Source organism: Flammeovirga sp. EKP202, from assembly GCF_014534745.1.
GTDB lineage: Bacteria > Bacteroidota > Bacteroidia > Cytophagales > Flammeovirgaceae > Flammeovirga.
The window spans coordinates 62,918-87,824 of the sequence record NZ_JACVVP010000015.1 but is presented as its reverse complement, the minus strand read 5'-3'; the positions used below and the strand labels follow the sequence as shown (position 1 = coordinate 87,824).

At 35.6% G+C, this 24,907-nt stretch carries 14 protein-coding genes; 8 read left to right on the top strand and 6 right to left on the bottom strand.

Annotation, left to right across the window (positions count from 1 at the left end; all coding sequences use genetic code 11):
* Nucleotides 1-24: 24 nt before the first annotated feature.
* Complete coding sequence (locus tag IC221_RS11350) at nt 25-909, bottom strand: AraC family transcriptional regulator (protein ID WP_188169085.1); 885 nt, start codon at nt 907-909, stop codon at nt 25-27.
* 204 nt (nt 910-1,113) lie between these two features.
* Here IC221_RS11350 and IC221_RS11345 point away from each other — a divergent pair, with 204 nt between their 5' ends.
* The 3 genes from IC221_RS11345 (at nt 1,114) to IC221_RS11335 (ending at nt 3,392) form a co-directional block, all read left to right on the top strand.
* On the top strand, nt 1,114-1,977 hold the full coding sequence (locus tag IC221_RS11345) for a carbohydrate kinase (protein WP_188169084.1): 864 nt from the start codon (nt 1,114-1,116) through the stop codon (nt 1,975-1,977).
* A gap of 550 nt (nt 1,978-2,527) precedes the next feature.
* Nucleotides 2,528-2,962 (top strand): hypothetical protein, encoded by a 435-nt coding sequence (locus tag IC221_RS11340; protein ID WP_188169083.1) that lies wholly within the window; start codon nt 2,528-2,530, stop codon nt 2,960-2,962.
* Nucleotide 2,963: 1 nt separating this feature from the next.
* On the top strand, nt 2,964-3,392 hold the full coding sequence (locus tag IC221_RS11335; protein ID WP_188169082.1) for a MarR family winged helix-turn-helix transcriptional regulator: 429 nt from the start codon (nt 2,964-2,966) through the stop codon (nt 3,390-3,392).
* A gap of 103 nt (nt 3,393-3,495) precedes the next feature.
* Here IC221_RS11335 and IC221_RS11330 read toward each other — a convergent pair whose 3' ends face one another.
* The 3 genes from IC221_RS11330 to IC221_RS11320 form a co-directional block, all read right to left on the bottom strand.
* Entirely contained in the window at nt 3,496-4,137 is a 642-nt protein-coding gene (locus IC221_RS11330) for a hypothetical protein (protein WP_188169081.1), read from the bottom strand.
* A gap of 444 nt (nt 4,138-4,581) precedes the next feature.
* The gene (locus IC221_RS11325; protein ID WP_188169080.1) at nt 4,582-5,259 is read right to left on the bottom strand and encodes a HupE/UreJ family protein; all 678 of its coding nucleotides are present in this window, start codon (nt 5,257-5,259) and stop codon (nt 4,582-4,584) included.
* Nucleotides 5,260-5,261: 2 nt separating this feature from the next.
* On the bottom strand, nt 5,262-6,311 hold the full coding sequence (locus tag IC221_RS11320) for a DUF4198 domain-containing protein (RefSeq protein WP_301332354.1): 1,050 nt from the start codon (nt 6,309-6,311) through the stop codon (nt 5,262-5,264).
* A 342-nt stretch (nt 6,312-6,653) separates the two neighbouring features.
* Here IC221_RS11320 and IC221_RS11315 point away from each other — a divergent pair, with 342 nt between their 5' ends.
* The 3 genes from IC221_RS11315 (at nt 6,654) to IC221_RS11305 (ending at nt 13,559) form a co-directional block, all read left to right on the top strand.
* Nucleotides 6,654-8,639 (top strand): right-handed parallel beta-helix repeat-containing protein, encoded by a 1,986-nt coding sequence (locus IC221_RS11315; protein ID WP_188169079.1) that lies wholly within the window; start codon nt 6,654-6,656, stop codon nt 8,637-8,639.
* Between the two features lie 132 nt (nt 8,640-8,771).
* Nucleotides 8,772-12,812, top strand: coding sequence for a two-component regulator propeller domain-containing protein (locus IC221_RS11310; RefSeq protein ID WP_188169078.1), 4,041 nt, complete (start codon nt 8,772-8,774; stop codon nt 12,810-12,812).
* A 288-nt stretch (nt 12,813-13,100) separates the two neighbouring features.
* Nucleotides 13,101-13,559, top strand: coding sequence for an RNA methyltransferase (locus IC221_RS11305; protein ID WP_188169077.1), 459 nt, complete (start codon nt 13,101-13,103; stop codon nt 13,557-13,559).
* A 259-nt stretch (nt 13,560-13,818) separates the two neighbouring features.
* On the opposite strand, the gene IC221_RS11300 is transcribed toward IC221_RS11305, so the two are convergent.
* A complete protein-coding gene (locus IC221_RS11300; protein WP_188169076.1) occupies nt 13,819-15,168 on the bottom strand; it encodes a family 16 glycosylhydrolase in 1,350 nt (449 codons plus the stop codon).
* A gap of 704 nt (nt 15,169-15,872) precedes the next feature.
* Here IC221_RS11300 and IC221_RS11295 point away from each other — a divergent pair.
* The gene (locus tag IC221_RS11295) at nt 15,873-22,514 is read left to right on the top strand and encodes a PKD domain-containing protein (RefSeq protein WP_188169075.1); all 6,642 of its coding nucleotides are present in this window, start codon (nt 15,873-15,875) and stop codon (nt 22,512-22,514) included.
* A 281-nt stretch (nt 22,515-22,795) separates the two neighbouring features.
* Nucleotides 22,796-23,200, top strand: a complete 405-nt coding sequence (locus IC221_RS11290; RefSeq protein ID WP_188169074.1) for an energy transducer TonB — start codon at nt 22,796-22,798, stop codon at nt 23,198-23,200.
* A gap of 70 nt (nt 23,201-23,270) precedes the next feature.
* Here IC221_RS11290 and IC221_RS11285 read toward each other — a convergent pair whose 3' ends face one another.
* Nucleotides 23,271-24,689 carry a sulfatase gene (locus tag IC221_RS11285; protein WP_188169073.1) on the bottom strand — a complete coding sequence of 473 codons (1,419 nt, stop codon included), beginning with the start codon at nt 24,687-24,689 and terminating at the stop codon, nt 23,271-23,273.
* Nucleotides 24,690-24,907 lie beyond the last annotated feature (218 nt).

Below are 24,907 nucleotides of genomic sequence, written 5' to 3'. Positions count from 1 at the left end.
AAAACAATGGGATAATGACCAAAATTACATTAGGTTTTTTCGATATTCATTAGGGGTGATCTGAGTTTGATTTTTGAAAAAACGAATAAAATGTGTGGGTTCTTCATACCCTAGAGCATAACTAATTTCGGAAATGTCATCAGTTGAATATTTCAAATAACGTTTGGCTTCTTGAATGATTTGGTTGGAAATTATCTCCTTCGCTGTTTTTCCTGTCACTGATTTTACCGTTTGATTCAGATAATTAGAGGAAACATTTAGTAGGTCCGCATAGTCACTTACCTTTTTATTTTTGATAAAACTATTCGTCACTAAGTTCCTAAAACGGTTAATGGTCTCTTCTTTCTTGGAGAGGTTTTTATTTGTACTTCCTTTTTCTTCATCAATACTTTTACATTTGAATAAGAGGGACAACAAAGAAGATTGTAAAATCTGATGGCGATAAGAATTAGGCGTATTATATTCTTTATATAGTTTTTCAAAATCGATCAATATATTTTGAAGTTCTTTTGAATCAAGTTTGATGAAATTTTTATTAGAAAGATCAAATAATGAAAATTCACTTTTAAAATTCCCACTAAAGAAATCAAGAAATTCTGCTTTAAAAAAGACATTGAACCCGGTCATTTTAGTATTTCTTTGCCAAGAGAAAATGTGATCAGGAGATAGAAAATAAAGCGTGTTTCCAAGTTTATCAGTTGATTGAACATCAATAGAAGCACTTGCATTCTCTCCATTAATCATCAACGCTACTTGGTAGAAGTCTTTTTGATAAGGAGGCATCTTCAAGGCAGTATTAGTATTTAATTCTTCAAACCGAAAAACAAAAAATGCTGGAATGTCGGTTCTTTTTTCAAATCCAGTAGTTTCAAAAAATGTATTGATCTCTTTAAATCGTTTTATTTCCATTTTCTAAATTGATGCTCTTTAGGTTTAGATAAGATAATATGTAAATATAATTTCAATATACTGTAAACTAAATTATAGCCACATCGATCAATATACTTGAGAACATAGTTTACAATCTACTATTTTAAATACTTCCTTTTTAAAAAACGCTTCTTATGATAGATAATACAAAGATGATCCCTATTTTAGTAGAAAAAGAACGCAATGAAACAACCAATTGTCATAGGCATAGGAGAAATTCTATGGGATATTTTAAAGGAAGGAAAACAGTTAGGAGGTGCACCGGCAAACTTCGTCTATCATTGTGCACAACAGGGTGCAGAGGCGTACGTTATTAGTGCTATTGGTAAGGATAAATTAGGAAAGCAGATAGAAGATGTATTACAGCAGAAAAAGGTATCATCTTTTTTGAATCACCTTAAATTACCAACTGGAACAGTGACGGTCTCACTTTCTAAGGATGGTGAACCTTCCTATACTATTCATGAGAACGTAGCTTGGGATGCTGTTCAACTTACTAATGAAGCAAAGGCTAAATTAAAAGAAGCAGATGCGATTTGTTTTGGATCTTTAGCTCAAAGAACAGATCAAAGTAAGTCAGCAATAGAAGAGACCCTATCTCTTGTTCCCGAAAACTGTTTAAAGATTTTTGATATCAATCTCCGACAACATTACTTCTCAAAAGCATTGATAGAGAAGTGTTTATTAGAAGCCGATATTTTAAAGATCAATGAAGATGAAATTACCGTATTGATCGATATGTTTCAGATTGAAGGACGGACAGTGGTGAGATTAAAAGCTTTAATCGCTTTTTTTAATCTTAAAATGATAGTTCTAACGATGGGAAAAGAAGGATCTTATTTAGTCACAGCTGATGAAGACTCTTATTTTAAAACACCTAAAGTGGATGTAGCTGATACAATAGGAGCTGGTGATGCTTTTACGGCAACCATGGTAATGGGACTTCTCAACGGAAAACCACTGAAAGAATTACACCAAGAAGCTGTTGAGATAGCTGCTTTTGTATGTACTCATAAGGGGGCAATGCCTGATTATAAAAGTATTTAATACATTGTAAACTAAATTTTCATCAACTTTCAATCAGCGTTTCTGCCAGCATTTATAGGATCAACTTTCAAACTTCCTTCTTCTTCATTTTTGTCTTGAAACAAAAACGAAGCAAAAAATTCAAGGCTTAGAAGTCAAAAGCTAAATTTCATTCCTCTCGCCTATTGAAAGGATAACTCGATCAAAACTTCATCGTTTTGAGATGCTCAAACAACAAAATCATTTTTAACGGCTCAATACATGGAATTCTGAACGCTTTTCCCTTCAAGGCCGAGGGGAGTACTACAAAACTAAAATGGTAGAAAGCTCAATGGCGCGAATGTTAAGCGTTAGTGTCATTCGTGCCTTTCAGATCATCAAAAATCTCCTGATTTCTAAAAAACACAAATATTCAAAAACTGAGTTTACAGCGTATTAATTCTGAAATAATAAACAGTCATTTCGATCTAAATTTTAGTTTTTCCATTAAAATTAATCTTGAAATTTTGCAATGAATAATTATTCACTTATAATTGTATCGTGAACGATATAAATATAAACGATATAAATTATGCAACAGGTAAAAACATCTACAGTTCAAAACGTTTTTAGAGTATTATTAGGTCTGGCAATGCTTTATGCAGGTATAGGTCATATGACTTTTCGTCGAATTGCATTTCAAGCACAAGTTCCAACTTGGTTGACAACAGATGAAAGTTTTATCGATTTTGTTGTATTAGCCTCAGGTGTGGTGGAAATAGCTTTTGCTTTATTGATAATTTATGGACGAAATTTTAAAGTACAAACAGGTATTGCATTAGGAATTTTCTTTATTTTGATTTTCCCTGGTAATATCAATCAATATGTCAATCATATCGATTCATTTGGTTTGAATACTGACACAAAACGTTTTGTTCGTTTATTATTTCAGCCATTGTTAGTCGTTTGGGCATTATGGTCTTCTGGTGGATGGAAATATTTAAAAGAGAGAAAAAGTACACAATAAAATGGAGCAATTAAAACTTAGTAATCAATTCTGTTTCCCGTTATATGCGGCATCTAGGTTTATTACTCAACAATACCGTCCCTTACTAGAAAAATTGGAGGTGACTTACCCTCAATACCTTGTACTTTTGGTACTTTGGGAGGAGGATGGAATCCCCATCAAAGAGATCACCGAAAAGTTACTTTTGGAAACAAACACATTGACTCCTTTATTAAAGAGGATGCAAACCAATGGTTTAATTGAAAGGACACGATCAAAAGAGGATGAGCGTATTGTAACGATTTCTCTCACTGAAAAAGGGAAAAAACTTCAGCAAAAAGCGGAAGAAATTCCTAATGATTTACTACAGACTTTAGAATGTTTAAATATTGGGAAAGAAGATATGCTAAAAGTCAAAGAGGTTTTAGAAAAAATGCTTTCTAATGTATAAACTATAAAGAGGCGAGTATTCAAATACAAAAAATCCTGATCAGAAACATGGAATTTAAACACCAACTTCTGATCAGGATTTTGAGTTTATGGTATTTCAAATACTATTTTACTTCATCAAGTAATACAAGTCCATTCAGTAACGTTTCACTAACCGGCTTATATTTTTGAAGAAGGTTTTGAGAAGTATAAGTGATGAATTGTACAGTGCCATTTTCATTTGAATAGTAGTATCCAAAGTAAGAGAATTTAATACCTTGCATAGTACCATTCATTTGGAGATGAAGAACCTTCAAACCGTTGACATCTCTGTATTCTTCTTTTACAATTCTTAAATCAGGAGCAATCGACTTCGCATTGTCAAATGCAATACCTTTCATTGTGGCAAGTGGAATTTCAACTTGCTCAGAAATGATCATACCATAGAGGTCACCATTTTTTAATTTGAACTCGTACTCAGCTTCTGGATTTTCTTTACCTTTACTGAAAGACCAAACTTTTGGATTGATCCAATAACCCACATTGACAGATTGGCTTTTTATGAGGAAAGTAGACTTTTTATCTTTCTTATATTTCTTAGGATTGGTCGCTATTTCAGTTTCCTTTAAAACATTTTCATCTTGGTACTTCCATGTTCCGTCATCATATAGAAAAACTTCTTCGCCAGTTTCAGTAACAGCCTTTTGCTGAGCATGAAGAAGAGTTACACAAAAGAAGGACACCAATAACATTATTACTTTTTTCATCTTATAGTTTGTTTAAATTATGTAGCACTTCTACTAATAAAAAATCAAAATAACACACTTTTTAGCGTAGATATATTGTATCACAAAAATACGAACTTATTCTTAAAAAGACCTTGAGAAGGGATTAAGTATTTTAGCTTTAATGCCTCTTAAAAGGATTGAAAAAAATTATAAACGAAATACATAGCGGAGTAAATTATAGTTTTACACAACCCAGACCTATGCTTTACAGTTAATGTATTTCATTTGCTGTAGGGAGTTACAATTTAACATCCCTACAGCAAACTGTACATTAGAAGGTTATGACAAAACATTTTATTCTGGTCCGTAATCAGTGAATCATATAGTAATACGACCCCCCGGCTTTGAAGGTAGCCCCTATAAAAGCTGCTAGAAAGATTGATTGGGAGTGAAAGACAATGTATTCAATCCCTAGTTCTTCCACTAATGACCATTGATATATCCTGACATTTGATATAGAAAAAGGCCAATACCAGCAATGACCAAATACCAATTGACGGCTTTATAAAAAGCGGGGAATTGTTTGTTTTGTCTTGAAAAGGTGATGATCAACACAATCGGTATTAAGGCAACAATCTGCCCTATTTCTACACCTAAATTAAAGCATAGAATCTTTGCTAATAAATCCTCGGTTCCATTTTCAAAAGATTGTAATCGGGTTGAGAGTCCAAAGCCGTGTATTAATCCAAAGATGACAACCATTAATAGGAGGTGAGGCGATTTAACATTAAGTTTTTCAAACCCACCTAAATTTTCAAAACCTTTATAGAGTACACTCAAAGCAATTACAGCGTCAACCAAATGTTCGTTTGCAGTGATACCCAAATAGGTAGCACCAATGAGAGTAATACAGTGACCAATCGTAAATGCTGTAATAAACTTGACAATATCCTTGAAACCTTTCAGATAAAAGACTACACCTGCTAAAAAAAGTAGATGGTCATAACCTGTCAGCATATGAGTGGCTCCCACTTGGATATAAGCCCATAGTCCACCATTACGTAAAATCTCTTGATCAGCACTTGTAACATCATGAGCAAAACCAAAAACTGGAATCAATACAAATACCAGTAAGAGTATTCTTTTAAAATTTGATCTCATGATTAATCCTTTTTTGAGAAGAATACAAATAAGACTCCAATCACCAAAATACTACCCAATACAAAAATCCAAGTTGGTATTTCTCCCTCATCATCATGATGGTGGTGATCATGAGAGTGCGCCTCATGTTGATGTGTCACCTCAAAAGTCAAAGTTGTCCATTTTGATTCATGGGTGAATGCATCGTTTCCTTCCACTTTTTCCATGTGTATCGCACGGAGATAGTAGATACCATCTTCAGGTAAATCGACAGTGATTATACCTTCTTCATTGGTACGTAACTTTTGTCCATTTGTATGAGTGTGATCATGATCATGGCTATGATGTGCATGTTCATGATTATCATGATGATGGTCTTTGTGACTATGACTATGCCCATGGGCACTTGGGGTATGGTCAGAATATACCAACTGATTGGCTAAAGGTTTACCTTCCAAAATTAATCGGACGTCTAATGTTTGCCCACTATATTTTTCATAGGGGTTTGAAACCGGAATAAATTCAATAGGATAACCAAAAACAGTATTCCAGTCCTCCGTTTTCACATCACCAACTTGATAAATAGCCTTTACATGCTTTTGATAACTTTCAGTTACGTCTTGATCTAACAGATTGTTTTCAGTTCGTTCTTGAAGCATATCCAAAACACCGTCATGTTTAAGATAATTATTGAAATCATCGGCAGATTGTTTTAGGCTTCTTGCTATAGTAGAAACACCTACTACATAAGTGCCAGCTTCACCTGTATTGAATACTACTTGAGTGATGGTACTGTCTTGATCTTTCCATTGCTCAGCGTTGATTGCTACTCTTTTTTCATGAGAAACAAAAGAAGCGTCTTGAATGCGGTCGCGTGCAATTGTATTTTCACTTTCCTCGAAAGTACCGTTATACAAGCTAAAAATGGCCTCTTGATTTGGTTGCAAGAAATAGGTTTCCATCTTTATGTATAAATCATGACTACACAATAATACGACTGCTGATAACAGATAAAGTGGTCTAACAATCTTGTTTTTAGAAGTCATAGAAATGACTTTTGGAATGAATTTCATATTTCGATATTGAAGTTTGTTCTATTTGTGAAAAGTTACTTTTAGCTATTGCCGCAAAACTAAAAACTTTTATTTATTAAAGAGAATAACATTGTAACTTCTTTAGTTGTATTCTAAGCCTGATGTTGTTTTTTAAAAGACTTGAAGTGTTTTTACAAAGCAGAATGACACAAAATGTACATGGATTGGAACAAATCGTTCATAAGGTTATTTTAGCAAAAAACTGAACATTTCGTCTTTAGCGTTAACATCTTGTACAAATAACTTTGTTGATAGATCATTCAATGTCTTTACTAAATATTGGATGGATGAACTGTATTATCTGACTACAAACCATTAAAAATGAAATACCAATCAATTCTATTTGCAGTGCTACTTATCTTTATCTTGAAAGCAGAATCTTTTACCCAAAAGACTGTATTAGAAATTAATTCTAAAGACTATGCATTGGCAGAAAATAAAGCTTCAGCTAGTACTATTTTTTTACAAATGATAAAAGATGCCAGGGCAAAAGGTGCTACAAAAATAACGATTGAAAAAGGAGTTTATCATTTGTACCCTAGCAAAGCAAAAGGTATGATGTGTGCGATCACAAACCACGATAATGGCATTCGCTATACCACTTTTCCTATTCTAAATTTTGAAAACCTAGAGATCGATGCCAATGGTGCTGAGTTTATTTTTCATGGGCATATGCTTCCATTTGTGATTCAGAACAGTAAAAATATTAATATCAAAAACGTGAAAGTCGATTGGGAATTGCCTTATGTTTCAGAGATGGAAATTATTAATGTCAATCAAGATGAAAAATATATTGATGTGAAAATTGGAGAAAATACTCCTTATACCATCAAAGACAATGCTTTACGTTTTATCAAAGAAAATGGCTACTCTCATAATTTGGATGAGGCAATCATTTGGGATAAAAAACACCATAGAATTGCATACAATGCATCTAAAGTGACACCATTGCATAGCAAGAAAAAGAACCGTCTTCAATATATGGATACTTTTGAACATTTCAAAACGCCATTTAACAGGATGGATTATCAAGTGAAGTTACTTCAAAAATCAGATAGAATCATTGCAGAAGAATTGAAAGAGGGAATTGTAAGAATTAAAAATTTGAAAAGAAAATTACCTTCTGTCGGACAAATTTTGGTGGCTAAAGGGGAAATGGGAAGTAACCGAATTGCTCCAGCATTTTGGATCAATCAATCTGAATCCACTCGAATCGACAATGTGACTATTCACTCTTGTATTGGCATGGGAGTTTTGGGAGAGGCAAGCAAAGACATCACTATGAACAATGTGAACATTCATACTCGAAAAGGAAGTCAACGTATGGTTTCTACTTTGGCAGATGCGACACATTTTGCAGGTTGTAAAGGACAGATTGTATTAGAGAATTGTAAATTCCAACACATGCTAGACGATGCCACCAATATACACGGAGTATATATGAAAGTGGTTGATCGCATCAATACTTATCAATTAGGAGTTAGCATTGGGCATCCTCAGCAATTAGGGTTTCACTTTGCAGAGGAAGGAGATGAGGTTGGTTTGGTAGAGCCATCTGCTTTTCATCCTTATTTCAAAGGGCATATTTTGGAAATGGAGAAAGTAAATGAGGGGTATTATGTACTTACTTTTAAAGAGGAACTTCCAGCGTCAATTTCTGATAAAATAATGGTAGAAAACCTTTCTGCTCAACCTACATTTATTGCGAGAAACTGCACACTGACGGATAATAGAGCAAGAGGTTTCTTACTTTCAACAAGCAAAGGAGCAATCGTTGAAAATTGTACTTTTAGTAATATGATGACCTCAATACTTATGGTCAATAAGTTTGACTTTTGGTACGAATCGGGATTTGCTGAAAATGTAAAAATTGAAAATAATACTTTTTTAGATGCCTGTTATGGTGGGGGGAAAGTGCCTGTCATTTGGTGCTTGACAAGTAAAAAAAGAAGAGTAGATTTAATTACGGATCCCAAAATTAGAACTACCAAAAACGTTTCGATCATCAATAATCACTTCAAGACTTTTGATGCTTGGATTTTAGGAGCAAATGCCTCTTCGGATATAAATTTTAGTCATAATATTGTTGAAAAGTCAGAAGAATATATCCCTTTATATCCCAACCATCCCACATTAAAATTCATCAATACAGAAAATATTAATATTGAACACAATGATTTTAGACTAGAAAAAGCAACTATCTCTGTTGATGGAATTACGGAGAAAACTTTATCCTTAAAAGAGAATCGTAATCTTTTTGTGACCAATACTGACATGGAAGAAAAAGAAATTCAAACCAAGTTGTAACGTGTTGTATTTATTGTTATGAGGTTTTAGAGAAACGCACAACCATTTTTTTCTTGAAAAGACATGTGGGTTTTAGTATTTAGTCTTGAAAAATTGTTTAACTTTCGTCGTGCAATTTTTTTAGACTGAAATATGAAGTCACATTTTTCTAAATATTCTATTCATCTACTCGTATTTTTTATCTTTATCCAAAATGCATTTGCCAACCTTATTCCCGTAAAAGGTTCGGATGTTTTTATGCACTCTGATGTGTTGTCAGTGGTACAAGATCAAGAGGGTTACATGTGGTTTGCTTCTTTTGATGGTCTTTACCGTTACGATGGAAATGAGATGAAAGTCTTCAAGCATGTCGAAGGGGATAGTCTTTCATTGGCCAGCAACCGTTTGATTTCTTTAGCTATTGACAAAAAAGATAGAGTTATCATTGGTACTGAAGCAAATGGTTTATGCATATACGATAAGAAAAAAAATCAATTTAAAAACATACCGATCAATGGTGATCAACAGGTCACAATACATCAGGTTTTTTGTGATAAATCGGGTAATATTTGGGTAGGTTCTGATTATGGATTAAGCAAAATAAGAGAGGATGAGGAGGGCAATTGTCACATCCTTAGTATTATAGATTCAAACATCAGGGTTAGAAAGATCATTGAAGGAAAGAATGAATTACTTTGGGCATTAACCAGTAAAGGTTTATATACGATTCACCCCAATACCCTTCAAATTGTGCATCATATTCTCCGTATCAACAAAGAACACATTACAACTATTTATGTAGATAAAAAGGGAACTGCATGGGCGGGTACTTTTGGAGGATTATATCAAATTAATCGACAATTTAAGCCGAAGAAAAAGTATATCAACGCTTCCATTTTATCTATTTATATGGATAAAGAAAATACACTTTGGGTGGGAACAAAGAATAAAGGTTTGATGTATTCTTCTGATCAAGGAAACAAATTCATTCCCTATCAACCTTATACTTCCATTCATCCTTTACATAATAACAAAGCGATCACTACTTTTTGTGAGAGTAGAGAGGGTATTTTATGGTTGGGGTCACTGTCTAATGGAGCATTTACCAATGAAAAAAGCTTTAGGTATTTGGAGCAATTTAAAAACCCTTATGAAAATAATCCTAATACACTTTTTTCCAGTTATACTTTTTATCAAGATCAAGATTCGATTTTGTGGGTAGGAACGTTGGGGCAGGGACTCGGTATTTTTAACCGTAAGACAGGAGAAGTGGTAGATTACAAAACCCAAAATCCTGTATTTAAAAACTTGAAAATATCGAAGATTTTACCCCTTCCTGATGCATCGATTTATTTGTTTTCGAATCAGAATACCTATCATCTCACAAAACAGGATCAAAACGATCTTATCAATGGTCAAAATATTAAGCTAAGGCAGGTCAACCCGATAGCACCTTACCCTAAAGCTAGTATTACTTATGCAAGTATCGATGAAGATCAACATATGTGGTTGAGCACCAATGCAGGGTTGTACGAATACATTCCTTCAAAAAATGATTATTACAAAGGTAAGGTAAATCGATATCGAACTCACGGCCAATTAGGCTTGACGCATAAAACGGTGAAATATGTTGTGACTCATCGAGAGGACCATATAAAATATATCTGGATTGGAACTAAAATAGGGTTGAACCTTCTGAAAGTCGATGAAAAAAAGAAAGAAAAAACCATTGCGAAATTCTATAAAGGAAACGGAGTAAATGATCTACCTTCCAATTTTATAGCCTCATTGATTAAAGGGAAAGATAACACCCTTTGGATTGGTTGTTTAGGTGGAGGGTTAGTAAAATGTCCGATTAACCCGGCGGATATCAATGCTCCTGAATTTACAAAGTACACGGAGAAAGAAGGTATTATTACCAATCAATTAGAACAGTTACAGTTAGATCAAAAAGGGCAAATATGGATGAGCGGTTATGGGTTGTCAAAGTTTAACCCTTCCACATTAGCAGTAGAAAACTATGAATTTAATTCTGCAATACGCCAAAATTTTTATAAAATAAGAAGAAGTTATTATTCACCCAGCAATGAGCTGTTTTTTGGTAGTGATAATGGTTTTATTCTATTTAAGCCATCAAAATATCATGCTTCAACAGAAAACTACACACCTAGTTTTACCACGTTAAAAGTAAATGATCAAGAGATAAAAGTAGGAAAAAGTTATAACGGAAATGAGGTGTTGTCTCATCCTTTGGGAGATGGCTCAATCATTACTTTAGCACCTCAACAAGACAATATTGAAATAGGTTTTACAGGCTTTTGTTTTCATTCTCAAAAGGATGTAACCTACAAATACAGAATGTCTGATGTGGACAAAGATTGGGTGGAATCTTCTGATGGATATGCGATGTACAGGAACTTACCTTATGGAGAACATACCTTCGAACTTCTGACCCACAATGGCAAATGGATGGAAGAACCCGTTAAGCTTTATATTCATCTCAAAGCTCCTTTTTACCTTACAACATCAGCGTATATTGTCTATTTTTTACTTTTGATAGGAAGCATTTTTACTTATTACCATTGGAAGAGGACAGAATTGGAGCGTACACATGAGCAGGAGATTGTTGAATTGAAGGAGCAGGAAACGGAAAATATTCAAAAAGCAAAATTGGACCTTTTCACTTTCATTTGCCATGATATGAAAACTCCTTTGACATTAATTTTAGATCCAATTCAAGACTTGATCTACAAAAAGGAATTGAAGCCTGAAGTACATCATGATCTACAAGTGGTCAGAAAGAATGCAGTGAAGCTTCAGAAGTTGGTGTTGGAATTGATGGATTTCCAGAAGTTCGAAAATAAAGAAATGAGAATATCTCCTCAAGAGGTGGAACTGAATGCATTTGTACGTCAGACAATTCATCATTTTCAGATCTTAAGTGAGAAAAGAAACATAAAACTATCATTAGACTCAGATCAAGAAGAAATCATCGCTTTTGTTGATAGTGTTCAGTTTGAAAAAGTGATATTTAACTTGGTGAGTAATGCTCTGCAATATACTCCTCAAAATGGAGAGATCACTTTAGGGCTTAAAGAACATAAAGATACTATTGAGATAGCGGTTAAAGATACAGGTGTCGGAATTGATAAGGAGGTGATAAACAATGTTTTTGATCCTTATTTCCAGCAGAAAACATCAGGTAGAGGAAGCGGAATAGGACTAGCGGTTACGAAGTCAATAGTGGAGCAGCATAGTGGAAAAATAGCAGTGCAGAGTGAGAAAAATCAAGGAAGTACTTTCACCATTCAGCTTTTAAAAGGGAATAGTCATTTCGATAAAATTTATACAGATCAAGAGCAACTTTATATTGATGAAAACTCCCCAATTGTAGAGGAGGCAAATGCAGAAGTTGACACCTTAGAGGTAGATGAAGAATTGAAAGGGGCTCACATCCTAATCGTTGATGACAACGAAGATATTACTCAGTACTTGAATATTAAATTTTCTGCTTTATACAATGTTTCCATCGCGAATGATGGTACAGAAGCACTCAAAATTGTCAATAAAAAGCCAGTTGATTTAATCATTTCTGATATTACCATGGATGAAATGAATGGTCTGGAGTTTTGTAAAAGCATCAAAGAACAATCTCATACATCGCATATCCCAGTTATTTTCTTATCAGCAAAAGATGACGTACAAACGCAATTGACAACCTACAATATGGGGGCTGATGCGTTTATATCAAAACCTTTTAGTTTTGATATATTATCAGCAAGAGTTAAAAACCTCCTTTCTTCAAATGGTGCTCCATCTTCTTTTGAGGTATCACCTTCTGCCATCGAAATCAGTTCAAAAGATGAACAGTTATTAGAAGAGGCGATGATGTATATAGAGCAAAATTTAGAAAATTCAGATTTGAATGTTGAACATCTCTGCAAAGAACTAGGAGTGAGTAGGTCACAACTGTATAGAAAAGTGAAGACGATGACGAACATGTCAATTAGTGAGTTTATCAGAACCATACGATTGAAGCGGGCTGCACAAATTCTACAGGTAGATGGTTCTTCTATTTTGGATGTCATGGATAAGGTTGGTTTTAATAACCCTTCTTACTTTACAAGAACTTTCAAAAAACAGTTTGGCGTTAGTCCTAAAGAATACTCAAAGCAGTTTTCAAGTAAAGGCTAATTACATTGTAAACTAAGTTTTCGTTATTTATAGTGTTTAGAAATCAGGAGATTTCTGCTGATCTGTAGGACACGAATGACGCTGACGCTTAACATTCGCGCCAGTGAGCTTTCTACCATTTTAGTTTGGTAGTACTTCCCCTTGGTCTTGAAGGGAAAAGCATCAAGAATTCCATTTCTCTCGCCTATTGAAAGGATAACTCGATCAAAACTTCATCGTTTTGAGATGCTCAAACAGCAAAATCATTTCATATTTGCAACATGCAGAAGGAACTGCTTAATTTGCCGTATGAATCAAAATTTTGAAAACGAATATTTTGGAATTGGTATCCAAAATGGGAAAACACCTGAAAATCTCGGTGTCTTGTGGCGTTCAGCCCAAAACTTTGGAGCCAGTTTTATCTTTACCATTGGAAATAGATACGCTAAGCAAGCTTGCGATACGCACAATGCGGTAAAATCCATTCCGTATTATCACTATGATACTTTTGATGATTTCCTTAAAAATATGCCAGTAGGGACACGTATTGTTGGAGTGGAGCTTTCAGAAGAGGCGGTAGAGTTAGAGACTTTTCATCACCCCAGAAGGTGTGTTTATTTGTTAGGAGCGGAAGACCACGGACTCTCGAAACAAGCCATGGAGAAAAGCCATTTTTTGGTGAAATTTGACACACCTAAAAGTTTGAATGTTTCAGTAGCAGGGAGTATTGTGATGTACGATAGACAGAGAAATAAAGATAGATGTTAGCGTGATAGGGCTGATTCTCAAAGAGAAATAAAGTTTGTGTAAAAAAATGATGAGAAGGTAATCTTACCTTCCCATCAAAAATTGTAATTAAGAACTTAATAAATATTTTAATCATTGAGTGGAATGAAATGAATGCTCAATGAAGCTATTATTGTAAGTCCCGACCGTGTGAATTTTAGCAGATATGAAACTATTCAATTTGAAATGAGTCTCATTAGCTACAGTATTAATTAACTAAAGTGTTATTAATTAAAATAAACTATTTTCCGTCCAATGATAAGTGATCAGTAGTCACTTCAGTAAGTTCAAATGCATCAATATGTACCTCTTTCTTTTGCCATTTATTCGTAAAATAAATGTACGTTTGATTGGCAAAATCACCTGTTGTAAAACAAATGCTTTGACGGTACCATGAGTTTTTAAAGAATTTGATAATTGGTTGTTGCCCTTTCTTCCCGAAAGCTTTTACTCCCAACCAACCATTTTGCCAGATCGTATCCATATTCGTCATAGGTGCTCTAGCAGTGGCTGATAAAATATAGGTAGTGTTAGGCTTAAGTTTTACCGTTTTAGAAATTGTAGCTTCTTTTCCAGCACTTAGCTTCACATAATTCTTTCCTGCTTCGTTTTTTCCTTTTCCATCTACTGCTTTTACCTTTCCTTCAACATCCCATCCTTCTAATCCATTATTAAAATCATTGTTTTCAAGGATGTTTTCTGGCATTTCGCAAGTGATATCACTCGAAGGTTTTCTTTGCCAAACTCTTACATAGTCGACTAAAAACTCTACTCCTTTCTCTGTAATATCTTCTTTCTTAGGGTTCACTTTCCAAGGGAAAACCTCATTGTCTACCCATACTTTTTGTTCATTGTGCATTACCCATTTATCACCAAGTTCTTCCTTAGTCACGCAGCGGATCAGCTTACCATCAATGTAAAGTTTCAAGAAATCTTCACCCCATTCACAACCATACACATGATAATCGCTAGCCAATCTAAATGGAAGCTGTGTTTTGTTGTCCCAGCTTGTTTTACCCCATAATGGGTCCTTTCTGTCTTTTCCCCAATCATGGAAAGAAGTGTGATAAAGTTTTTCAACATGCTTATCCTTCGGATATTTGCCAAAGATTTCAAACAAGTCCAATTCACCACCTTTCCCTGTAAACCAAAAAGCACTAGAAAGAGGAGCATCAGCGGGCTTACATTTGATTTCCATGTAACCCGTCTTAAATTTCTTTTTTGTAATGATGGCGCCTGTTGTGATGTTTTCAAACTTGTAGCCTTTGTGTTTACCACTGATAAAGTTAAAATCCGGCTCCCACCTAGTCGTTATCACTAATTGACCATCTCTTACAGAGACCGCATGCGGAGCAAATTGAGAAGGTGCTCTTCCTTTAAAATTATTCTCATAGTGATCATTTTCACCCTGAACAATCCACTTATCTTTATTGATTTGATTCCCTTCAAATTCGTCACTTACATCTTCATTAAGTGTCCAACCTAATTTGTTATCTGGATCAGAAGCTGGATTTTGAGCCATTACGGCATTGCTGCTTAATGTTGCTACTAAGAGAGCTCCTAGTGCCATTATTTTATTTTTTCTTTTCATTTCAATGCTTGTTGAGTCACAAAAAAATTCGCTGATTAAATGTTGTGAGTGCAATTTGTAGGTTTATTTTTTTGTTGATGTTTTTATAGGTAAATAAAGTATTTCTCTCCGTAAAGGGAAGATTTTTAAGGTTTTAATCGCTATTGATGATTCTTATTTCAAATTTAAAATAAAGTATTCATTGGCTTTTTTATTTAAATAATAATGCATCATTAGGTGGAATAGGAAGCAAGAAATTAAACAGAGATTATAAATACAAATAATCTTTGTTTTTGATGAATTTAAACGAGTTTATTGACCATTTTATACGTTGATTACTATCTGTATTATACCCATTTTTTCATTTTTCAAAAAATTTGTTCTAACGCTTAGTTACATCTTATTCACTCAAAATCACGCCTCAAAAAGACAATCAAAATAAATTTGAAACTGTTAAATGTTGTTTTTACATCTATTTGAAATGTATTAATCAGACAACTATGAAATGAATTTAATGAAGTCTACTGACAGATAGTACTCTTTTTTTGATCTTATAAAAATACAGTCCTGCATATTCCTATTACAATAGAGACACCAAAGACCGACAGGGGTAAGGACTAAAATTATAACACTCAGAAGCGAAATATCTGCCAATTATTCTCACATCAAATCTTAATTAATAACGAATGGGTATGAACTTCTATACCCATAAACAAACGTATAGTATGAAAAGAAGCGAACTTTTTTTAGGCGTCTTGTTAGTCTTTATGACTAATCTACTCTTTGCACAAGACAAGCCTAATATCTTAATTATTCACACTGACGAACATAGTTTTAAGACTGTCAGTAAATACAGAGAATTGGATATGCATAGTGGCAATTTGACCAAAGAGGAATATTATAATCCTTGGAATGCCACTGATCAGGTTGCAACACCCAATATGGACCGTTTAGGAACAGAGGGTGCGGTGAGTACAAAACACTATGCTTCTTCTCCAACGTGTACACCTTCAAGAGCCTCTTTCATTACGTCACTTTATCCTGGTTCTACAGGTGCAGCTCGTAATGATAGACCAATGCACGATGAAATGAAAACTTGGGCTCACGTATTACAAGACAACGGCTACAGCACTTCTTATGTCGGTAAGTGGCACTTGGAAGGTAAAGATGATCCTGCTACACAAGTTTGGGGAGCAGGCAGAAACTTTGGTTTTGACAATATCGAATGGCGTATTGAAAAAGAACACTGGACATGGTTCAATGAAGATGGTGTTCCTCCTTATGATTGGGGTGAGCAAGGGAAACCAAGCGGTGATTGGATTTATGCTACAGAGTTTTTTACAGACAAGGCCATTGAAATTATGGAAGATGATATTGACGCTGAGAATCCATTCTGTTTGATGATCTCTATTCCAGATCCACATACACCTAATCACTCAGCACCAGAGTATCATGATTGGTGTAGAAATGTGAATTTTACGGCTCCATATACTTACGATTTAACGTACGATATAGAAGGTTCAAGACCTAACTGGGCTGACAAACAAAACAATAATGACGTTCACCCAGAGTCAGATAGATATAGCTCTTTTGATGAGTTTTATATGCAAGAATACTGGGGTATGGTGAAAGCAGTTGACGATAACATTGGTAAAATGTTACAACTTTTGGAAGATAAAGGACAATTGGACAACACGATCATTATTTATACTGTGGACCACGGTGATATGCTTTTCGAATACAGCCGTATCAACAAAGGGGTTCCATATGAAAGCTCTGCAAAAGTGCCGTTTATGATTCGTTACCCTAGAAAAATTCCTAGTGGAAAAATTGTAACAACACCTCATGTCAATGTGGATGTAGGGCCAACAATTTTAGGTTTAGCAGGTCTGCCGGCAATGACAGATGTACACGGTAAAGATCAATCTCATTTATATACAAGTGATGAATTAATGGTCACTGAAGACGATACTGTTTTCATTACTGAAGATGCAGGATGGTGGGTTTCCGCAGCAACAACACGTTACAAGTTAGTATTAAGCAACAAGGATGATGCGTATTTAATTGACCTTGAGGTAGACCCATTAGAAACGACCAATCAATTGGCTGATACTGATGGAGAAAACTATGCAATGTACATGGAGAAAGCTTTAGAATTAGAAGCTAGTTTGAAACAAAAAATGCTTGAGACAAATGAATTGTATGGTGCAGGAACTAAGTTTTTACAATGGATGACCTCTGGTCCTGAAATTCCTGCTCCTCCAGCAGTAGAAGTAGCAGAGTTACCATTAAATCCTGAATTATTTGGCTTTGAAGGTACAGCCGTAGTGGATGGTACTGCAAAAAGATGGTCAATGGGGGCAAGCAACGATTTCTCAATCTCTGACGAAATGCCTGCAAATGGAAACTTAAGTTTAAAGTTCCATCATACAGCAGCATTGACTGGTAATGGAGGAGCAGCTCACGCACCTGCAGGTATGGTAAAATTATCAGCTGGTAAATACAAGTTCAAAGCGAAAGTTTATGTAGAAGCAGGAAGTGCAGCTACTCGTTTTAGAATTTTCATGAAGAACCCAAGTGCAAACTTAGATCCTTTTTACTTACCAACAACAACCGGAGAATGGGTGGATGTAAGCTATGATTTTACAATGGCAAGCGGTACATCAAATGAAGGTACATTTTCATTAGTAATTCAGCCAGGTGATGCAGCGGCCAATGGAGGTACAACTTCCACTGTTTATTTTGATGATATTGAAATAGAAGAAGTTGTTCCTATAGAATTTAAAGGATTGGACCCTGTTTTATTTGGTTTTGAAGGGAGTCAATGGATTGATGATGAAGAGAAAAATTGGTTCTTTGGAACAAATGCAGGCTATTCTCAAGATGAAAAAGCTTCAGGAAGCAGAAGTTTGAACATGTCTGATGTTTCATTGGTATCAGGAAATGTGGCATTAGCCGCTCACTCACCTATCAAGTCATTGTATATGAATGAGGGTGACTATGAGTTGTCATTAAAAGTAAAAGGTAAGGCCAATAATAAGATCAAATCATTTGATCTCATTTTGAAAGATAATAAAGCACAGAGTTTATTTATTGTCAACACTTTTGATATTTCAGCCCTAACAGGGGAAGAAGGTTGGGTGACTTTAAAGAAAAGTATCAGCTTTGGTAAAGACAGTGACCCCGAAAATGGTCAGGTGACAATCAGAGTAAGAGAAGTAGACTTAAATCCTGATGGTGAGGGCTTCTTATTTATCGATGATATTAAGTTAGAAAAGAAGACAAGTGATGTAGTAGACGGTGGTACAGACCCAGCAGATGAAACACCGAAAGACGTTCCGAATGACCCTTCAGATATGAACTATTTGAACTCTCATTTATTTGGTTTTGAAGGTCCAACACTCATTGATCTTGGAAGCGGAAAAGTAAGAGTTAGATGGACAGGGGATAGCGAGTTTGGTATTGTAGATTTAAACGGAAATCCTCACGGAAAAAGAGTGATGCGTTTTTCGAATGATGGTGTTTTAAATAAAACGAAATCAGTTTATGTAGATAAAAACTCAGCCCCTCTTCCAACCGATCGTAACCTTCAATTTTCTATGAAAGTATTTATTGAAGAAGGAAGTACGATCAACAAAGTAAGAGTTGCAGACTTGACTTCTCCAGTTACTCAATTTGACCTAACAGGTATTCCTCAAGGCGAATGGGTTGTATTGAAAAAAGAGATCGCACCAGATGAGTTAAATGATTTCAAGAGAATCAAATTACAGATTCAAGTGGCAGATGCGGGTGAAAAAACTTCCATCTACTTTGACGATGTTAGAGTGACTGACGTTCAAGAGGAAGTAGTTGCTGATGGTTGTATGAACAATCCAAACTCATTGATCAATTCGTGTGCTTTTGGTTTTGAGGAAAATACAACGAGTGCTGATTGGGCGACCAATGCTATTTATTCAATTACTGATGAAATGGCTTGGGGTGGATCATCTTCATTAAAAGTTCAAATCGATACTGAAATTGCAAGTGGAAATTACAATCAAACTCCTAAGAGTGGTTTACAGTCCAATGTCACAATTGAGGAAGAGCACATGATGGTTTCTTTTAAATTATACATTGATGCTGCAGCAACACTAAGTCAAATCAGTTTACTTTCGAAGTTCAATAATACAGCACCACAAGTATTGGCTGTTGACATTTCTCAAATGGAAAAAGGAAAATGGTTAACAGTAGAGCAGGAGGTAGCCGTGAAAAACTTCTCTGAGTCCGCGTTACTGAACTGGGTCGGATTCCGTTTCAATAATAACACTGATGGAACAGGAGTACTTTATATTGACGATGTAAAAGCAGTGGTGAAGAGTGTATTTGTAGGAGATCAAGAGCGTACAGTTCTTTTTACTGTGATGGATGAAAACGATGCTCCAATTGAGGGTGCAGTAGTAAAAGTATCAGGTTTTGATGATCAGACCACAGACGCAAATGGCAATGTATCTTTGATGTCTTCTAATATTGAAGGTAAAGCTTATACTATTGAGAAAGATGGTTTTAATTTAAAAGAAGGACAATTCTCAGTATACAATGCCGATGTTACAGTTGATGTAATGATGAAAACTTTCGTTCCTGAAACGTATAGCTTTACGATTTTACTAAAAGACGAAAGCGGAAAACCAATGCCAGGTGTGGTGGTAACCAATACTGATAATGCAGAAACATTTACTACTGACGTTAGAGGTGCTGTAGTATTTATGGGATTGAGCGAATCAGACATTATAAACTACACTGTAGATTTAGAGGGTTTTGATCCGATAACCAACTCCAAAACAATTGGAACAGAAAACAGTAGCGTGACGGAAACTTTAGTAAGAAAACTATTTGCTCCTGATGCCATGTTTACGGTCAATAGAGTAACAGGTGACAAGCCTTTAACAGTAAGCTTTAAAGATGAATCAGCACATTTACCAACGGCTTGGTTATGGAACTTTGGTGATGGAGGAACTTCAGTTGATCAAAACCCATTCTACACCTATCAAACTGCAGGTGTATATACGGTATCATTAAAAGTAACGAATGATACTGGAGAAGATGAGTTAATCAAAGAAGATTACATTACTGTAGGTGTCTTACCAACGGCGGAATTTTCAGCGAATACTACGCAAGTAGATGAAGGAACAGCAGTACAGTTTACAGATGAGTCTACAACGACAATCACATCATGGGCATGGGACTTTGGAGACGGTACAACTTCCAATGAGCAACATCCATCTCACACTTATGCTTCAGTGGGACAATTTACAGTCAAACTGAAAGTAACCAATGAAGATGGAGAAGATGAGCTGGTAAAAGAAAACTACATTAATGTAGTAGCAGTGCCTGAGTTGGAAGCTACTTTTGCTTATAATGTATTAAGCTTTGATGATCCGAAGACCATTAAATTCATGGATACATCAGCAGGTGAAGTCACTTCATGGTCATGGGATTTTGGAGACGGTGCTACATCAAACGAACAAAATCCTGAACATACTTATGCTGATGGAGGAACCTATCAAGTTTCATTGAAAATCGCTAATGATAAAAAAGAAGCAACAGCGACTCAATCGATAGAAGTTTCAGCTGTAACTTATGATGTGGTATACACGAATAACTTCTCTGAATATGATGTAAACGCTGCTTTATTAGAAGAGGAAAGAACGGATGCACGTAAGTTCCATTATGTAGCTTTCCAACAACCTGATCTACCAAGAACGTTGACTGTATTGGAAGAAGAAGGCAATCAATATATGCAATACGGAGATGGTGGTGCTTCAGCATCGGCAAATGGTCAGATTAGAACAAATACAGTGATTGAGTTCAAAGCGGGTAAAAAGTATATTTTATCTGTAAGAACAAGAGGTGTAGCCATCCACTTCCCATTAATCATGGATGTTGAATCCAATGCACCAAGAGCCAAGGGTGATCAATACAAAGACGGAACAACTTCGGATTGGTACACACATACGCTTACTTTTGAAGCCGCTGAGGACTTTAATGCAACGATAGCCATGGCCAGAAACTGGTACGGTACATTGGATATTGATGATATCGTATTATTGACAGAGCATGTTGATGAACCAGAAGTACAAGTGAATTTCACAGCATCATCGATGGAAGTGACATTGGGTACAGAAATTCAGTTTACTGATACCTCTGAAGGTGCTCCTACTGCTTGGGCTTGGGATTTCGGTGATCAAACTACTTCTGATGTACAAAATCCAGCACATACATATACAGCAGCAGGAACTTATACCGTAACACTTACAGCATCTAATGCTTCTTCGTCAGCTGAGAAAGAAATGACAATCACTGTCAACCCTCAACCAGTGCTTCCTGTCGCTGCATTCTCAGCGGATAAAACGACAGTAGAAGAAAACGAAACAGTAACGTTTACGGATGCATCTACCGATGCGACTTCATGGTCATGGGATTTTGGTGATCAAACTACTTCTGATGAACAGAATCCAACACATGCTTATACTACAGCAGGTACTTACACGGTGACTTTAACTGTAACAAATGCAGATGGACAGGATGAGGAAGTAAAAACTGATTATATCACTGTTACTGAAGAAGTGGTTTCTGTATTACCAGTAGCTGATTTCACTGCATCGAAAACGGAAATCATATTAGGAGAAGCCATTGTATTTACAGATGCTTCCACTGATGCGACTTCATGGTCATGGGATTTTGGAGATGCGACTACGTCAACAGATCAAAACCCATCGCATACTTACGCTTCTGAAGGTACATTTACAGTGACCTTGACAGTAATGAATGGTGACTTATCAGATTCAAAAACATTAGATATTGTGGTGAATCCAGATAATGTTATCAACATGCCGGTAGCCTCATTTAATGCAAGTGTGACTGAGGCAAAAGTAAATGAAGAAATCACATTTACAGATGCATCTACTGATGCTACTTCATGGTCATGGGACTTTGGTGACGGTACTACTTCTGATGTTCAAAATCCAACGCATACCTACGCAGCTGTAGGCATCTACACTGTTGCCTTGACCGTAAGTAATGAAAATGGTTCTGACACTTCATCGCAACAAGATTTGATCACAATTACAGAAGCAGATCCAACAAGTATCACGATCGACGGTGTTGAAATCAAGGTATATCCAAACCCAGCTTCTTCTGAAGTCAACGTAGTTTCAGCAGATGTTGTAAACGTAACGATCTTTACAGCAACAGGTCAATTGATCCAATCTATTGACAAAACTACAGCTTCAATCAAAATCCCAGTAGAAGGATGGAGCAGTGGATTATATCTATTCAAAATGACAACCAAAAACGGAAGTCAATACACGACAAAAGTACAAGTGAAATAATAGTAGAATAGAGTAAATAATAGGACGGGTGGGGAGACCAAGTGGTTTTGCTACCCGTTTTTTATTTATATTTTATTCGAAACGAAAGAAAAATTGTATTTTTAAATACCATTTCATAGATTATAAAGTGGTGGTCCTTGAGCCACAAGGCATTGTGGCTATACATGACGATATCTCTTTCAATTTAGTAATTCTACCATTGAAAGATTAACCCCGTAGAGACGCAATGCTTTGCGTCTTACGAACCACAATTCAAACCATTTAAACTAATTCTATTTAAAATGAAAAAATCATTTATCTTATTTTCCATTGCACTTTCAATTCTTTTACTTGAAAGCTGTCAACCTAAAGAAATGAATGCTAAGTCAGAAGAAGAAAAAGATTCCTTCATATATTCGGGAATACTCCCAAAATTTTACCATGAAAATGACATATCTTTATCTGAGTTCGTAAAAAGAGAATTGAAATATCCAAAAGCGAAAGGATGTATTGAAGTTAAAGTTTATGTGAGATTTCTGGTCGATAAATATGGTCAGACAAGTGAGTTTGAAGTAGTGAGAGGGATATCAGAAGAAGCGGATAAAAATGCTATAGAAGTAGTGAGGAAAATGACTTTTAAGGCGGGAATTGAGAATGGTAAGGCTGTAGATAGTCGGATTGTTGTACCAATTGCATTTGAATTATAACGTGTAGATTTCAAACAAAAAAGCCACTCCCGCAAAGCAGAAGTGGCTTCAAAAATCTATATATTAACTATTACTTCGTTGCTTTCAGAAAATCAAATTCAGGATTGATACATCGTTCTCCATAACGTTCAAAAACAGCCTTTAACTGCTCTTGAGATTCAGGGTATTGCCCTTTGTCATCTGTCTCTTCAATCCAAAGTTCCAATGTCTTTCTATGCTGAATTAATTCCGCTTGATAATCAGGGTTTGAAGCTAAGTTATGAAGCTCATAAGGATCTTTTTCAAGATCATACAACTCTTCAGCTGGGCGAATGTCAGAAAGCCAATCACTGCTAAACTCTACACCATTTTTATAAGCTTCCATCACCGCAATCGTTCTTTTTTTATGTGATCTGTATTGCAATTGCATCAATGGGCGATCAGTCATAAAGTTCTTGATGTACTTGAATTTTTTAGTTCTCACTGAACGAATACGATCAATCGTGAAATCACAACGGTCTCTCGCTCCGATTACAAAATCTCTATGATAATTTTTATCAAATACATTTTGACTTTCCATGTATTCGGGCACTTCAATATCCGCTAAATGTAAAGTAGTAGCCGTTAAATCAAGTAAGCTCATCAAATCCTCTCTTACCCCACTTTGTTTTAATAGGTCAGGGTTTCCTGGAGATGAAATAATCATAGGCATATGAAGTCCGGCATCATATAAAAATTGCTTGTCGCGTAGGAGGTTATAACCGTTGTCAGAGAAGAAAATAATGATGGTGTTTTCATATAAGCTATCCTTTTTTAATTGCTTTATCAATTCCCCAATTTCATTATCCGTCACTTTAATCTGATTGTAATGATCTGCAATTTGTTTTCTGATAGACGGAATGTCTGGGTAGTAAGGCATCACCTTTACATCCTTAGGATCAACCAAATGCTTCGGCTTATTTTTGTTCTTACCACCATAAAGCTCAATTACACCAAAGAAAGGTTGCCCTTCTTCTCTATCATTCCAGCTTCCCGTACCCGTTTTTCCAAAATGCTTTTTCTCCGTGTAACTTCCAGACCAGTAGTCATTCCAGTCATACGACCAGTTGAAGTCATCTTTTCCTTCACTAAAAGTATGATAACCTTTTGCCTTGAAAAGCTCAGGAAGCACTTTTACATGGTCCGGAAGAGGTTTGTTGACCATTCGTCCTGCACGGTGATTATGAGTACCAATAGTCGTTGGCATCGCTCCTGTAAAAATCCCCGAACGGGCAGGGGAGCATACGGGTGACATCGAAAAACAATTGGTGAAAGTCACACCATTTTGAGCTAGGAAATCGATATTTGGTGTTTGGATAGTTGAGTCACCGTACACGGGCATCCAAGGGTCAATATCTTCCCCAAAAAGCCATAGAATATTCACTTGTTTTTTCTCTTGTTGTGCTGTATTCATTGCACATTGTGAAAACAAAAAGAAAAACAAGATGAAAGTATAATTAATGTATTTCATTTTTATTGATGATTTAATTTCTCGGTTCTTGCACCGTAGTAAAAATTATAAGTAGTCGTTTTTAATTCATTAAGTGCTTCTGTTTTTTTAGAAATCAGGAGATTTCTGGTGATCCGTGGGCACGAATGACGCTCACGCTTAACATTCGCGCCAATGCACCACTTCTCCCTAGCGCAAGAGTTAAGCGCTAGCGTCTCTTGTGCTTAAAAGATCTTTAG

Coding starts and splice junctions, on each gene's coding strand:
- IC221_RS11315 (WP_188169079.1), top strand. CDS start 6,654: ATGAAATACCAATCAATTCTATTTGCAGTGCTACTTATCTTTATCTTG.
- IC221_RS11285 (WP_188169073.1), bottom strand. CDS start 24,689: ATGAAATACATTAATTATACTTTCATCTTGTTTTTCTTTTTGTTTTCA.
- IC221_RS11330 (WP_188169081.1), bottom strand. CDS start 4,137: ATGAAAAAAGTAATAATGTTATTGGTGTCCTTCTTTTGTGTAACTCTT.
- IC221_RS11350 (WP_188169085.1), bottom strand. CDS start 909: ATGGAAATAAAACGATTTAAAGAGATCAATACATTTTTTGAAACTACT.
- IC221_RS11340 (WP_188169083.1), top strand. CDS start 2,528: ATGCAACAGGTAAAAACATCTACAGTTCAAAACGTTTTTAGAGTATTA.
- IC221_RS11310 (WP_188169078.1), top strand. CDS start 8,772: ATGAAGTCACATTTTTCTAAATATTCTATTCATCTACTCGTATTTTTT.
- IC221_RS11295 (WP_188169075.1), top strand. CDS start 15,873: ATGAAAAGAAGCGAACTTTTTTTAGGCGTCTTGTTAGTCTTTATGACT.
- IC221_RS11305 (WP_188169077.1), top strand. CDS start 13,101: ATGAATCAAAATTTTGAAAACGAATATTTTGGAATTGGTATCCAAAAT.
- IC221_RS11325 (WP_188169080.1), bottom strand. CDS start 5,259: ATGAGATCAAATTTTAAAAGAATACTCTTACTGGTATTTGTATTGATT.
- IC221_RS11290 (WP_188169074.1), top strand. CDS start 22,796: ATGAAAAAATCATTTATCTTATTTTCCATTGCACTTTCAATTCTTTTA.
- IC221_RS11335 (WP_188169082.1), top strand. CDS start 2,964: ATGGAGCAATTAAAACTTAGTAATCAATTCTGTTTCCCGTTATATGCG.
- IC221_RS11320 (WP_301332354.1), bottom strand. CDS start 6,311: ATGAAATTCATTCCAAAAGTCATTTCTATGACTTCTAAAAACAAGATT.
- IC221_RS11345 (WP_188169084.1), top strand. CDS start 1,114: ATGAAACAACCAATTGTCATAGGCATAGGAGAAATTCTATGGGATATT.
- IC221_RS11300 (WP_188169076.1), bottom strand. CDS start 15,168: ATGAAAAGAAAAAATAAAATAATGGCACTAGGAGCTCTCTTAGTAGCA.